This window comes from Brevundimonas sp. FV2ps16, from assembly GCF_058681075.1.
This window is the reverse complement of the sequence record NZ_CM178728.1, coordinates 2,016,889-2,030,075: the sequence shown is the minus strand read 5'-3', so window position 1 is coordinate 2,030,075 and position 13,187 is coordinate 2,016,889. Positions and strand designations below refer to the sequence as shown.

Here is a 13,187-nt window from a genome sequence, read left to right as displayed (position 1 = left end):
CACTGGCGTCAGAAGGTCTTGCCGAGGCTCAGCTTGAAGCTGCGCCCCTGACCCGCGAACGAGGCCAGATTGTTCTTCACATAGTCGTCCAGCACGTTGTCGACCGAGAAACGAACATCCAGGCCCGCCAGGCTGCCGCTGCGCGGCCGCCAGGTCGCATAGAGGTCGTGGACATTGTAGCTGTCCACCGTCGAGGACACAGCGCCGGTGGTGGCGTTGTAGTTCTTGATCCCGCTGACGAACTCTCCGCGCCAGCCGACCGTCAGATCCAGGCTGTTCAGAACATAGCCCAGGTTCAGGTTCAGTTCGTCCGCAGGACGGGTGTTGAGCAGGACGCCGGTCGTCTCGTTGGTGGCGTCCACCGTGGCGTAGGACGCCCGGCCGAACAGGCTGCGCGTCGCATACTCGGCCTCGACCTCGAAGCCTTCGTACTTGGCCTCGCCGACATTGATGAAATAGCCCGAAGTGGCCGAGGCCGAGGTGATCAGGTTCTCCACTGTGTTGTTGAAGGCCGTCAGCTTGGCGTTCAGGCGGTCCGACGAGGTGGCCAGACCGCGCAAGGTCAGCGAGGCCCCCAGCTCATAGTTGTCCGACTTCTCCGGATCCAGGTTCAGGTTGACCGGAGCGGTTCCCGAGCGGCTGTAGACCTCGTCGAGGATCGGCATCCGCTCGGTATGGGCCACCGAGCCGAAGACGTTCAGATAGTCGGTCAGACTATAGAGCACGGCCAGCTTGGGCGAATAGCCGGTGTTGGTCGCCTCCTCCGGCACGGCGGTCGATCCGCCGCCGATCACGACGCCGGCGCCGGGGCTCAGTTCGGTATGGTCGATCCGCAGGCCGGGCGTGATCACCAGCTTGTCGCGCCACAGAATCTCGGCCTGGACGAAGCCGCCGTACCGGGTGGTGTCGCCTTCCGGGTGGGTGGTCGCCCCATTGCTCAGCGGGCTGCCGTCCGCCCTGTAGCGGGGGTTGCGACGTTCCTGGCTGTAGTATTGCAGACCGGCGCTGACGAAGGCGTTCCAATCCGGCGACAGGGTGAATTTGGAGGTGTTCTCCAGTCGGGCCTGAACGGTCGAATAGCTGTATTCCGACGCATAGCCGAGGCTGCTTGCGAGGGCGATGCCGTCCTGATCCGTCAGAGTTTCCGAGACGGAGACCTGCGCCTTCAGGTCCAGCAGATCATTGCCCTCGAAGCCGTTGTCGTAACCCAGCACAAAGGCCTCGTCCCGAGTGCGGCGGCGCACCGTGCCAAATGCCGTAAAGCCGGTGATCTGGTCATACAGCTGATAGCTGTCGGTCTCCCACACCTGAGCCGAAGCCCAGACGCTGTGCTTGCGATCGCCGCCGATATAGTAGCGCGCCTTGGCCAGGACGGAGTTGGCGCTGGCGTCCGAAGGCGTAACGACGTCGCCGTTGCCGTCCTTGTAGTCGTCGCTGGTGCGGCCGTTCAGGGCGATCAGCAGGTCCAGGTTCTCCGTCGGACGGGTCGCCATGATGATGGAGCCCAGCTTCCCATCCCCGTTCGACTCATAACCGAACCGCGTCCGAAGCGCGAAAGTGTCGTCGCCTTTCAGGAAGTCCGACGCGTCCTTGGTCGTAAAGTTGATCACCCCGGCCAGGGCACCCGAGCCGTAGAGGGTCGAGGAACTGGGACCGCGCAGCACTTCCACCCGCTTGTAAAGTTCGGGCTCCGAGAAGAAGGCGCCCATGCGGTAGCCCTCGAAATAGTTCTCGACCCCGTCTACCAGCATCAGGACCTCGCCCCGGTTGCTGGTCATGCCGCGGATGTTGAAAGTCTGGCCCAGATTGCTGGCGCCGCCGGCGGTATAGACGCCGGGAACATCGTCCAGCAGGTCGCCGATGGTCGAGGCCTGGGTATCGTCGATATCGTCCTGGTTCAGCACGGTGACCGCCTGAGGCGTGTCGGTCGCGATCTTCTCGACGCCGGCCGAGACCACGATCTTGCCCAGGGACAGCTGGGTCGCGGCGTCGGCGTCATCGGTTTGCGGCGTCGTCTGGGCGAAGGCCTGACCGGAGAGGGACAGGACCAGCGCCATGGCGGAGGCCCCCAGCAGCCGGCGGTTCAGGGAGTTGGCGAGAGGAGAGGTCATCGAAGTTGGTCCTTCAGTTGCCGGTTGCACCGACTAGTTTTGCGTCGCATTTGCATTTGTTGAGTAGAATAGGGCCTTGAGCAGCGGCCAGCTCAGGTCATCGGAGAACGGCGACCGTCAGGGCGCCGAGTTCGCTCGAGCCGGCGGCCCGCGTTTCAGTTGGAGCCGCACGCGCCCTGCTCCGCCACTGGAACGGCGCCCGGATCACGTCGCGGCCGCCCTGCTCTCGCGCCGCCTCGACGACCAGCTGATAGTCGCCGTCAGGCAGTCCCGCGAGAACGCCCTGGTCGCCCTTGAAACGCAGGGTCTGTCTGCCCGGCGCGCGGGTCGCGCCACTGACGCCGTCCGCCGGCAGGGTCAGGGACTGCCCCCCGCTGCGCCACCAGCTGCGCAGGTTCCGCAGCCAGACGGTGCCGTTGCCATGCCGGACGCGGACATCGTACCAGACGGACAAGGTCCCGACCGGGGCGCCGTCGGCGCGCTCGATCCACAGGGCGACGTAGGGCTTGTGATAGGCGGCCGAGGTCTGGGTCGGCACATCCAGTTCGACGCTGAGGTCCGCCGCAGACGCGCCGGTCGCGGCGAGGACGGCGACCGCCGCCCCGACGCCGAGCGAAACCCTGGTCATGACCGGGGCGCGGCGGGTGCGGCGTCCCCATCGGTCTCGGGCTTGGGCTCGGGATCCTCAGGCGACACCACGCCGTCATGGTCGGTGTCATGCTCCTCGAAGGTGCGCAGGGCCACGGCCTGGTTCTCTTCGACGGTCAGCAGGCCGTCGCGATCACGGTCGATGACCGAGAAGCGCACGACCGCCTGCTTCAGTTGGCGTTCGAACATCTCGTCCGAGGGGCGCGAGGCGGCGGCGTATTGGGACCGCAAGCGGCCTGCGTATTCCGCCACATACTCCTCCTCGGTCAGGACGCCGTTGCCATCGGCGTCGGCGGCCTTGAAGCGGGCCTCGCGCAGGGCGTCGTACTCGGCCCGGGCCACACGGCCGTCGCGATCGGCGTCATAGCCCTGGATGAAGGCCGAGCGGCTATGGCCGCCTGCGGGGCGGATCGGGCCGCTGGCCGCCTGAGCCAGGGCGGCGGAAGCCGGCAGGGCCAGGCTGATCACAAGGGCGGCGACAAGGGGATGGCGACTGCGCACGGGATGAACTCCAGATCTGGAAACTGCCGCGCGGGGAGCGCTGCGGCGCGACCAGGGCGGCGCGACATCCGCGAAACCTTGACCGTGGGCGCCCAATTGCCGCGAACGACTCTCAATTGCAACCCATTTCGGTCGCGATACGGCGCGCGGGAACCTTGGTGGGAATAGACTCAATCCACCCCAATTTTTTGGAGTCTATTTTCGTACATTCTCCCTAGGACGCAGACGGGCGCATTCATCACACGCCCAGTATGGGCCCTGTCGCGAGCGTGCTGAGAAGAAGAGGAACCACGGAGCCAAGGCATTGAACGTCTTGGACTTCACTCCAGAAATTTGGCGCGCTGGCCGGCGTCTTCGCTCAGACGACCAGAGGCATCCCCCGGCGGCGGGGGACTGATTTCCCCCTGCTCCACCAGCCAATCCCGGAAGGCGTCCACGGCGGGATCCCGGCGTCCCTCCGGGCGCAGGAAGGCGAACCAGGACGGACGTTCGACAAAGCCGAAGGGCGCGGCCAGACGACCCGCCGTCACGTCCGGCGCCACGAAGGCCCAAGGCGCAATGGCCACGCCCATGCCGGAGACGGCGGCCTCGACCATCGAGTGATTATGCGCGAACTCGCGCTCCACCTTAGCCGGCGGCAGGTCCAGCCCCACCAGCGCGGCCCAGGCCGGCCAGGCCCGGCGGAAGGTGGCGGATCGCAGGCGTGGAGCGCCGGCCACCGCCGCCAGGGTCGCAAACTGCGCCATCAGATCCGGCGCCCCGACCGGCCCCTGATGCTGGGGTAGAAAGCGTGTCGCCTGAGCGCGCGGATGAACCTCGTCCGGCTCGATGATGCGGATCGCCCCGTCGAATCGATCCCGCCGATAATCGACCGGCGAATAGGATTCCGACAGCCGCACCCGAACCTCGGGATGGGCCTCGAGAAAATCCGGCAGGCGGGGAATCAGCCATTTCAGCGCGAAGGTGCCCAGGCACGAAATCTCGATCTCTCGCGCGGCGCCGTGGCGGGTGGACTGGACCGCGTCGGATATCGCGCCGAAGGCCGGGGGTCAGCCGCTCGGCCAACTGCACCCCCGCCTCGGTCAGGACCAGAGCGTGGCGGGGGCCGGACACCAGCACCACGCCCAGGGACGCCTGCAGGGCCGCGATCTGGCGACTGACCGCGCCATGGGTCACGCAAAGCTCGGCGGCGGCGCGAGTCATACTGCCGTGGCGGGCGAAGGCTTCGAAGGTGCGCAGGGCGTTCAGCGGCGGCGGCGCGGCGGGCTTCATGTGACTTCCCCTCACAGACCCCTGCCCGCTTAATCGATTTCGGCGTCCAGGGAAATCGGCTCCAAACTGGTCATGCCTCAGCTCGACCCGCCGCCGCGCCCGCCCCGACGCACCCGCCTGGACAAAATCGCCTACGGCCTGTGCGTTTTGCTCATATGGATCCTGGCCCTGGGCGAGGCCTTCTCGGGCTAGAGCCGCTTCTCCATGAAGACGTCGGCGCGGGCGTAGGGGGTCGGGCGGGGCGGCAGGTGTATGAAGCCGAAGCTCTCGTACAGGGCGATCGCCGGCTTCAGCGCGCTGTTGGTCTCCAGATACAGCAGGGTCGCGCCCGCCGCGCGGGCCGCCGCCTCGCAGGCCTCCAGCAGACGCCGCGCCAGGCCCAGACCGCGCACGGCGGGCGTCACCGTCATCTTCGACACTTCGAAGCCGTCGGCAATACGGATCAGGGCGCAGCAGCCGACCGCCTCCCCGTCCCGTTCCACAATGAAGATCCGGCCGCCGCCGGCGATGAAGACCCCGTGCGGATCGTCGATGGACCGCCGGTCCTTGGCCTCGACGGCGAATCCACCCTCGGCCAGCCAGGCCTCGTTCAGCCGCGCCCAGGCGGCGGCGTGGTCGGGGCGGTATTCGACGATGGCGACGGTCATTCCCGCCTCTTGCCCCATGTCCGGTCAAAGCAAAAGGGCGGCCGGATCGCTCCGGCCGCCCTTTCGAACATCAGTCTCGTCAGAGACGCGAGGCTTAAGCCTCGTCGTCGCCTTCGAAGGCCAGGACCGGACCGGAGTCCTTGCCCTTGGCTTCGACGTCGCGATCGACGAACTCGATCACGGCCATCGGGGCGTTGTCGCCGTGGCGGAAGCCCGCCTTCATGATGCGGATATAGCCGCCGTTACGCTCGCTGTAGCGCGGGCCGAGCGTTTCGAACAGCTTGCCGACCTGCGGCACGTCGCGAACCTGGCTGATGGCCTGACGACGCGCGTGCAGATCGCCCTTCTTGGCCAGGGTGACCAGCTTCTCGACGAAGGGACGCAGTTCCTTCGCCTTGGGCAGGGTCGTGGTGATTTGCTCGTGCTTGATCAGCGAGGCGGCCATGTTCGCGAACATGGCGGTGCGGTGGCTGGTCGTGCGACCGAGTTTACGATGGGCGGCGCCGTGGCGCATCTGGGTCTCTCCTACTCCGAGCCCGGTATCTTCGTTGAGGAAGACCTAGGCTCGTAATCTTCTAACCGCCCCGTCATTCTCCCCGAGAGGAGACGGGCGGAGGGTTGAACTTAGATCTGGTCGTCGAACTTCTTGGCCAGGTCTTCGATGTTTTCGGGCGGCCAGTTCGGCACGTCCATGCCGAGGCTGAGGCCCATCGTCGCGAGAACTTCTTTAATCTCGTTCAGCGACTTGCGGCCGAAGTTCGGGGTGCGAAGCATTTCGCCCTCGGTCTTCTGGATCAGGTCGCCGATGTAGACGATGTTGTCGTTCTTCAGGCAGTTGGCCGAACGGACCGACAGCTCCAGCTCGTCCACCTTCTTCAGCAGGGCCGGGTTGAAGGGCAGGTCGGGCTTGCCGTCCGACTGCTCGACAGCCTTCTTGGGCTCTTCGAAGGTGATGAAGATCTGCAGCTGGTCTTGCAGGATGCGCGCGGCATAGGCCACGGCGTCAACCGGCGTGACCGCACCGTTGGTTTCGACTTCCAGCAGCAGCTTGTCGTAATCCAGCGACTGGCCCTGACGGGTCGGCTCGACGCGATAGGCGACGCGCTTGACCGGCGAATACAGGGCGTCGACGGCGATCAGGCCGATCGGCGCATCTTCCGGACGGTTCAGCTCGGCAGCCACATAGCCCTTGCCGTTCTGGACGGTCAGTTCCATGCGGACCGACGCGCCGTCGTCCAGGGTGCAGATGACGTGATCGGGGTTCAGAACCTCGATGTCCGCCGGCACGTCGATCTGGCCGGCCGTCACGACGCCGGGGCCCGTGGCGCGCAGGGTCATGCGCTTGGGGCCTTCGGCGTGCATGCGCAGCGCCAGTTGCTTGATGTTCAGGACGATGTCGACCACGTCTTCCCGAACGCCTTCCAGCGACGAGAATTCATGAACGACGCCGTCGATCTGGATGGCGGTGACAGCCGCGCCTTGCAGCGAGGACAGCAGAACGCGACGGAGCGCGTTGCCGAGCGTCACGCCGAAGCCACGCTCGAGGGGTTCGGCCACCAGGCGCGCCTTGCGCTGGGCGTCGGAACCGATCTCGATCTGCGGCTTCTCGGGACGGATCAGCTCTTGCCAGTTTCTTTCGATCATTTTGTCCCTCGAACGGGTTTCGTCGGCTCCGGCCTTGTCGACGAGGCCATGGTGGAGCCGACGGAGATGGGGGTGCTTTAGGCGGTGTCGCTTAGACGCGACGACGCTTGGGCGGACGGCAACCGTTGTGCGGCATCGGGGTGACGTCGCGGATGGTCGTGATCGTCAGACCGACCGACTGCAGCGCGCGCAGGGCCGATTCACGGCCGGAACCCGGCCCCGAGACGTTCACTTCCAGCGTCTTCACGCCGTGTTCCTGCGCCTTCTTGCCGGCGTCTTCAGCGGCCATCTGAGCCGCATACGGGGTCGACTTACGCGAGCCCTTGAAGCCCATGTGACCGGCCGACGACCAGGAAATCGCATTTCCTTGCGCGTCGGTGATGGTCACCATGGTGTTGTTGAAGCTGGCGTTCACGTGGGCGACGCCCGAGGTGATGTTCTTGCGCTCGCGCTTCTTTACGCGACCCGGTTCCTTGGCCATGTGTCTGTCTTACTTCTTCTTGCCGGCGATCGGCTTGGCGGGACCCTTGCGGGTGCGGGCGTTGGTGTGCGTGCGCTGACCGCGGACCGGCAGGCCCTTACGGTGACGCAGGCCGCGGTAGCAAGCCAGGTCCATCAGGCGCTTGATGTTCATCGACGTCTCGCGGCGCAGGTCGCCCTCGACGGTGTGATCCTTGTCGATGGTTTCACGGATCGACAGGACTTCGGCGTCCGTCAGCTGGTTCACCCGGCGAGCCGGCTCGATGCCGACCTTTTCGGTGATGTCCTTGGCGGCGGCGGGGCCGATGCCATGGATGTACTGAAGCGCGATTTCAACGCGCTTGTTGGTCGGGATGTTGACGCCAGCAATACGGGCCACGAAATTCTCCAGATACGCGTTAGTCAGACGCAACAAACGCTCCGGTTAACAAACCAGGAGCGTGGCGCCCTTCGCGGGAAGGCGCCCTTATACAGATGATTCACATCGCGTCAACGCCTGGGTGGATCGAAGACAAGCGAAGGCCGCTGCGACTTGAATGCCCGGTGTGCGCGAGGACGTCAACGCGGCCGATTGCCGAAGTCGATTCCCACCACCAGCCTCTGGCCCTCCACCGGACGGCCGCCCTCTGTCGGCGGCTGGACGCGGAACTGATCTACCAGGCGCAGGGCCGCCTCGCCGAAGCCCAGACCCGCCGGCGTCTCGCTGATCACCCGGCAGTCTTCCAGCCGCTGGTCCAGGCGAACGACACAGGACAGGGCCGCATTGCCGTATCGGCTGCGCGCCGCACGCGGGTGGTTGGCGCGGATTTCCGACACGGGCGGGGAGCGGAGCACCCGCGCCCGGGTCGAGCCGGCGCCCGGCCCTGATCCCGATCCCACGCCGGACCCGCTGCCGCTCCCCTGCCCGCCCTGGCCGAAACCGGGCGCAGGCGATGGCGCGGGCGCGATCCCGACGACCGGAGCGGGTTCAGGCGCCTGTTTGGGCGGAGCGGGCAGTTCGACGGGGCGCACCTGTTTCGGCGGCGGGGGCGTGTGAATGCGCGAGGGCGCCGCCGGGGCGCCCCCGCCCGTCTCCGGCGCAGGCGGCTCAAGCGAGATCGGCGGCGGCGGCTGATAGAGCAGGACCTCGACCGGCCGGGGCTGCGCGCCCGAGGCCTCCGGCGCCCTGCCCTTCACCTGGCCCAGCAGGAGGGCTAGGCCCAGCTCGGCGCCGGCCACACCGACGAAAACGGCGAAGGCGCGCCAGCGTTTGCGGACGCGCCTTCTGTCATTGGGGGTTTCGGCGTCGGGCATCGGTCGTCTAACGCCCGACGTCCGGTTTGGTCACGCCAGGGCTTCGTCGATCGCCTTGGCGACGGACTCGATCGAGCCCATGCCGTCCGCCTCGGTCAGCTTGCCCTGGGCTTCGTAATAGGGAAGCAGCGGGGCGGTGTTGCGGTTGTAGGCGTCCAGCCGCACCACGAAGGTGTCGGGATTGTCGTCGGGACGGCCCTGTTCGGCATAGCGTTTGGCGATCCGCTCCAGCAGGGCCGAGTCGTCGACCTTCAGCCGCACTACGGCGTCGATCTGGGCGCCGCGCTTGGCCAGCATGGCGTCCAGGGCCTCGGCCTGCGCGACCGTGCGGGGGAAGCCGTCGAAGATGGCGCCGCCGGCGGCCTCGGCCTCGGGCAGGCGGTCCTCGATCAGGGCGATGACGATCTCGTCCGTCACCAAATCGCCGCGCGCCAGCACGTCCTTGACCTTGAGCCCCAGCTCCGAGCCCGAGGCGATGGCGGCCCGCAGCATGTCGCCGGTCGAGAGCTGGACCATGCCCTTCTCTTCGACCAGCCGCTTGGCCTGTGTCCCCTTGCCCGCCGCCGGCGGTCCGAACAGGATCAAGTTCACGCGCAAGCCCTCCCCAGGCTTTTTCTTATCAACTCAGCGACGCCCGGGTCAGCGACGAACGGGCGTGGGCGCGCCACGACCGCCGCGACCGCGCAGCTTGGCCTTCTTGATCAGGCCCTCGTACTGGTGCGCCAGCAGTTGGGACTGGATCTGGGCCACAGTGTCCATCGTCACCGACACCACGATCAAGATAGACGTTCCGCCGAAGTACAGGCTGTTGCCCATCTGGGCGACCATGAACTCGGGCAGCAGGCAGACGGCGGTGATATAGGCCGCGCCGATCACCGTCAGACGGGTCAGGACATAGTCCAGATACTCGGCCGTGCGCTTGCCCGGACGGATGCCCGGAAGGAAGCCGCCGTATTTCCGCAGGTTCTCGGCCGTGTCCTCCGGGTTGAAGGTGATCGAGGTGTAGAAGAAGCAGAAGAAGATGATCAGGGCCGCATACAGGGCCATGAACAGCGGCTGGCCGTGCGTCAGCTGCGACGTCACCAGCGGCAGCCAGCTCAGATAGCCGGGCAGGTCCGCATTGGCGGTCAGGCTGGCCACCGTGGTCGGCAGCATCAGCAGCGACGAGGCGAAGATCGGCGGGATGACCCCGGCGGTGTTCACCTTCAGCGGCAGGAACGAACGCTCGCCCCCGGCCATGCGGTTGCCTTCCTGGCGCTTCGGATACTGGATCAGCAGACGACGCTGGGCCCGTTCCATGAAGACGATGAAGACCACGGTCGCCACGGCCAGAACGGCGATGAAGAACAGGGCGAAGGCGGACATCTGACCCTGCTGGGCCAGGCCCAGCATCCGGGCGATGGTGGACGGCAGAACCGCCACGATGCCGGCGAAGATGATCAGCGAGATGCCGTTGCCGACGCCGCGCGCCGTCACCTGCTCACCCAGCCACATCAGGAACATGGTGCCGCCCGTCAGGGTCACGACGGTCGAGACCAGGAAGAAGATCCCCGGATTGTCGACCAGACCCGGCTGGGCGTTCAGGCCCGCGGCGATGCCCAGCGACTGGGCCAGGGCCAGGAACACCGTCAGATAGCGGGTGTACTGGTTCAGCTGCTTGCGGCCGCTCTCGCCGCCTTCCTTCTTCAGCTTCTCCCAGGGCGGATACACGGTGCCCATCAGCTGCACGATGATCGACGCCGAGATGTAGGGCGCGACGTTCAGCGCGAAGATGGCCATCCGCTCGACCGCGCCGCCCGAGAACATGTTGAACATGTCCAGGATGCCGCGCTGACCCGACGGGTCTTGGAAGAACTGCAGGAAGGCCTGCGAATTGATGCCCGGGATCGGCACATAGGTGCCGATGCGATAAACCAGCAAGGCGCCCAGCGTGAACAGCAGGCGCTTGTGCAGCTCGGTCGCTTTCGCGAACGAGCCCATGTTCATATTGGCGGCGAGTTGTTCTGCGGCCGAAGCCATTATGCGTCCCCACGACTGACTGAGTCGTCAGATAGGCGGAAAGCGGCCCTCATGCGAGGGCCGCTTCCGTTGTTTCGTCGTCGCAGGTGTAATCAGGCCACGGCCTAGTCCAGCCGCGACGACGCGTTGCTTAGGCCTTGGCGGCGGCGCGCTTGGTGCGGGCCGAGATCTTGTTCTCGTCGCCGCGCGGGGCCTTCGGAGCCGGAGCCTTGCCCTTGGCGGCGTTGCGCTTCTCGACGCGCGCAGCGGCCTTGGCTTCGGCTTCGATACGTTGTTCCAGCACGGTGCCGCCAGCGGCTTCGATGGCCTTCTTGGCGCCGGCGGTGGCCGACCAGACGACCAGGTTCAGGGCTTGCTTGACTTCACCGGTGCCCAGCAGACGCACGCCGTCCTTGACGCGACGGATCACGCCGGCGGCGACCAGGGCGTCGCCCTTCAGTTCCGACTTGGCGTCCAGCTTGCCGGCGTCGATGGCGTCTTGCAGGCGCCACAGGTTCACTTCGGCCAGCTTCAGGGCGTTCGGGTTGTTGAAGCCGCGCTTGGGCATACGCATGTACAGCGGCATCTGGCCGCCTTCGAAGCCCAGCAGGCTGACGCCGGTACGCGACTTCTGACCCTTGACGCCGCGGCCCGAGGTCTTGCCCTTGCCCGAACCGGGGCCACGGCCGACACGCATGCGCTTCTTGTGCGCGCCTTCGTTGTCGCGGATTTCGTTCAGTTTCATATGCCTGATCCTTTCGGGTGCTAGCGCCCGGACATCGTCCGGACTCGGCGGTGAAAAAATGAAGGGCCGCTTCTAGGCGGCCCCTCGGGTATTCGCAAGTGCAGAAACGCCCTCCCCCGGGTTCGGGAGAGGGCGAAACGGCTTACTTTTCGACGATCTCGGTCAGGTGGGCGACCTTGGCGATCATCCCGCGAACCGAGGGGGTGTCTTCCAGGGTCGATTCACGACCCAGGCGGTTCAGACCCAGGCCCACCAGGGTGGCGCGCTGGTCGTTCTTGCGGCGGATCGGCGAACCGGTCTGCTTGACGGTGACGGTCTTTTGCTCGGCCATGATTAGGACTCCACAGCTTCGGGCGCCGAGGCGCCGTCGTTGCGACGGCCCATCAGATCCGCGACCTTCTTGCCGCGCTTGGACGCGACTTGACGGGGCGAGGACTGGACCTTCAGCGCTTCGAACGTCGCGCGGATCATGTTGTAGGGGTTCGACGAGCCGGTCGACTTGCCCACGACGTCCTGGACGCCGAGGGTTTCGAGCACGGCGCGCATCGGACCGCCCGCGATGACGCCGGTCCCGGGAGGGGCGGCGCGCATCATGATCTTGCCGGCGCCCCAACGGCCGTTGCCGTCGTGGTGCAGGGTGCGGTTCTCGCGCAGCGGAACGCGGATCATCGTCTTCTTGGCTTCTTCGGTCGCCTTGCGGATGGCTTCCGGCACTTCGCGCGCCTTGCCGTGACCGAAGCCGACGCGGCCCTTGCCGTCGCCGACGACCATCAGGGCTGCGAACGAGAACCGGCGACCGCCTTTGACGGTGGCGGCGACGCGGTTGATGTGGACCAGCTTCTCGACGATGTCGGAATCCGGACCATCGACAGCGGGACCGTTGCGGTTGTCACGACGGTTGCGATCGTTGCCGCCGCCGCCGCGCTGGGGTTGATGCGCCATGCTTCGCGTCCCTTAGAAGTTCAGGCCGGCTTCGCGCGCGGCTTCCGCCAGCGCCTTGACCCGGCCGTGATAGATGTACTCGCCACGGTCGAAGACGACGTCCTTGACGCCCTTCTCGATGGCGCGTTCGGCGACCAGCTTGCCGATTGCGGCGGCCGCAGCCGTGTCCGAACCGCGCTTGCCCTTGCCGCCTTCCAGCGACGAGGCCGACGCGACGGTCACGCCCTGGGCGTCGTCGATGATCTGGGCCGAGATGTTCTTGTCCGAACGGTACACCGACAGGCGCAGACGGCCGTTGGCGACGGCCTTCAGGCGGCGACGGGTGCGCTCCGAGCGGCGCTTGGCTTGTTGTCGAAGAGAAAGAGCCATGACTTACTTCTTCTTGCCTTCCTTGCGACGGACCTTTTCGCCCGCGTAACGGACGCCCTTGCCCTTGTAAGGCTCAGGCGGACGCAGCTTGCGGATGACCGCGGCGATCTGACCAACGGCTTGCTTGTCCGAACCGAGGATCTTGATCTCGGTTTGCTTCGGAACCGCGAAGCTGACGCCGGCCGGCGGATCGATGTCGACTTCGTGCGAGAAGCCGAGCTGCAGCGACAGGGCGTTGCCCTTCATCGCGGCGCGGTAACCAACGCCGACCAGCTCAAGCGACTTCTCGAAGCCGGTGGTGACGCCGGTGACCATGTTGTCGACCAGGGTGCGCGACAGGCCCCACATCGCGCGACCGCGTTGCGTGTCCGTGCGCAGGCCCAGCGACAGCTCGTCGCCTTCTTGCGTGACTTCGATTTCCTCGGCGACGGTCCAGGAGCTCTCGCCCTTGGGGCCCTTCACGGAGACGGTCTGACCGTTGAGCGTGACAGTCACGCCCTTCGGCACAGCGATGGTTTTCTTGCCAATACGGGACAT

The 13,187-nt window shown here is 66.3% G+C and carries 17 protein-coding genes and 1 pseudogene; all 18 read right to left on the bottom strand.

Features of this window, described 5'->3' with window-relative positions:
• Nucleotides 1–8: 8 nt before the first annotated feature.
• A complete protein-coding gene (locus ACW170_RS09895) occupies nucleotides 9–2,111 on the bottom strand; it encodes a TonB-dependent receptor domain-containing protein (protein WP_492086528.1) in 2,103 nt (700 codons plus the stop codon).
• 97 nt (nucleotides 2,112–2,208) lie between these two features.
• Nucleotides 2,209–2,739 carry a DUF2271 domain-containing protein gene (locus ACW170_RS09890; protein WP_492086527.1) on the bottom strand — a complete coding sequence of 177 codons (531 nt, stop codon included), beginning with the start codon at nucleotides 2,737–2,739 and terminating at the stop codon, nucleotides 2,209–2,211.
• Entirely contained in the window at nucleotides 2,736–3,260 is a 525-nt protein-coding gene (locus tag ACW170_RS09885; RefSeq protein ID WP_492086526.1) for an EF-hand domain-containing protein, read from the bottom strand. The genes ACW170_RS09890 and ACW170_RS09885 overlap by 4 nt, the downstream gene beginning before the upstream one ends.
• Nucleotides 3,261–3,580: 320 nt before the next feature.
• A complete protein-coding gene (locus ACW170_RS09880; RefSeq protein ID WP_492089165.1) occupies nucleotides 3,581–4,204 on the bottom strand; it encodes a LysR substrate-binding domain-containing protein in 624 nt (207 codons plus the stop codon).
• 187 nt (nucleotides 4,205–4,391) lie between these two features.
• Nucleotides 4,392–4,463 (bottom strand): annotated as a pseudogene (locus ACW170_RS09875) (hypothetical protein); the annotation flags it as partial.
• A gap of 257 nt (nucleotides 4,464–4,720) precedes the next feature.
• Entirely contained in the window at nucleotides 4,721–5,179 is a 459-nt protein-coding gene (locus ACW170_RS09870; protein WP_492086525.1) for a GNAT family N-acetyltransferase, read from the bottom strand.
• Nucleotides 5,180–5,273: 94 nt separating this feature from the next.
• A complete protein-coding gene (gene rplQ, locus ACW170_RS09865) occupies nucleotides 5,274–5,693 on the bottom strand; it encodes a 50S ribosomal protein L17 (protein ID WP_035307159.1) in 420 nt (139 codons plus the stop codon).
• Nucleotides 5,694–5,803: 110 nt separating this feature from the next.
• Nucleotides 5,804–6,823 carry a DNA-directed RNA polymerase subunit alpha gene (locus tag ACW170_RS09860; RefSeq protein ID WP_267516149.1) on the bottom strand — a complete coding sequence of 340 codons (1,020 nt, stop codon included), beginning with the start codon at nucleotides 6,821–6,823 and terminating at the stop codon, nucleotides 5,804–5,806.
• 91 nt (nucleotides 6,824–6,914) lie between these two features.
• The gene (gene rpsK / locus ACW170_RS09855; RefSeq protein WP_008264180.1) at nucleotides 6,915–7,304 is read right to left on the bottom strand and encodes a 30S ribosomal protein S11; all 390 of its coding nucleotides are present in this window, start codon (nucleotides 7,302–7,304) and stop codon (nucleotides 6,915–6,917) included.
• A 9-nt stretch (nucleotides 7,305–7,313) separates the two neighbouring features.
• Nucleotides 7,314–7,682, bottom strand: a complete 369-nt coding sequence (rpsM, locus tag ACW170_RS09850) for a 30S ribosomal protein S13 (RefSeq protein WP_026108555.1) — start codon at nucleotides 7,680–7,682, stop codon at nucleotides 7,314–7,316.
• 179 nt (nucleotides 7,683–7,861) lie between these two features.
• Entirely contained in the window at nucleotides 7,862–8,596 is a 735-nt protein-coding gene (locus ACW170_RS09845) for an energy transducer TonB (RefSeq protein WP_492086524.1), read from the bottom strand.
• Nucleotides 8,597–8,626: 30 nt separating this feature from the next.
• Nucleotides 8,627–9,187: an adenylate kinase gene (locus ACW170_RS09840; RefSeq protein WP_492086523.1), complete on the bottom strand. Its 561-nt coding sequence runs from the start codon at nucleotides 9,185–9,187 to the stop codon at nucleotides 8,627–8,629.
• Nucleotides 9,188–9,235: 48 nt separating this feature from the next.
• Nucleotides 9,236–10,615: a preprotein translocase subunit SecY gene (gene secY / locus ACW170_RS09835; RefSeq protein WP_492086522.1), complete on the bottom strand. Its 1,380-nt coding sequence runs from the start codon at nucleotides 10,613–10,615 to the stop codon at nucleotides 9,236–9,238.
• A gap of 130 nt (nucleotides 10,616–10,745) precedes the next feature.
• A complete protein-coding gene (rplO, locus tag ACW170_RS09830) occupies nucleotides 10,746–11,339 on the bottom strand; it encodes a 50S ribosomal protein L15 (protein ID WP_008260404.1) in 594 nt (197 codons plus the stop codon).
• A 142-nt stretch (nucleotides 11,340–11,481) separates the two neighbouring features.
• Nucleotides 11,482–11,670: a 50S ribosomal protein L30 gene (gene rpmD, locus ACW170_RS09825; protein ID WP_183194946.1), complete on the bottom strand. Its 189-nt coding sequence runs from the start codon at nucleotides 11,668–11,670 to the stop codon at nucleotides 11,482–11,484.
• Nucleotides 11,671–11,672: 2 nt separating this feature from the next.
• Entirely contained in the window at nucleotides 11,673–12,281 is a 609-nt protein-coding gene (gene rpsE / locus ACW170_RS09820) for a 30S ribosomal protein S5 (protein WP_008262674.1), read from the bottom strand.
• A 12-nt stretch (nucleotides 12,282–12,293) separates the two neighbouring features.
• Complete coding sequence (gene rplR, locus ACW170_RS09815; RefSeq protein WP_492086521.1) at nucleotides 12,294–12,650, bottom strand: 50S ribosomal protein L18; 357 nt, start codon at nucleotides 12,648–12,650, stop codon at nucleotides 12,294–12,296.
• Between the two features lie 3 nt (nucleotides 12,651–12,653).
• Entirely contained in the window at nucleotides 12,654–13,187 is a 534-nt protein-coding gene (gene rplF / locus ACW170_RS09810; RefSeq protein ID WP_492086520.1) for a 50S ribosomal protein L6, read from the bottom strand.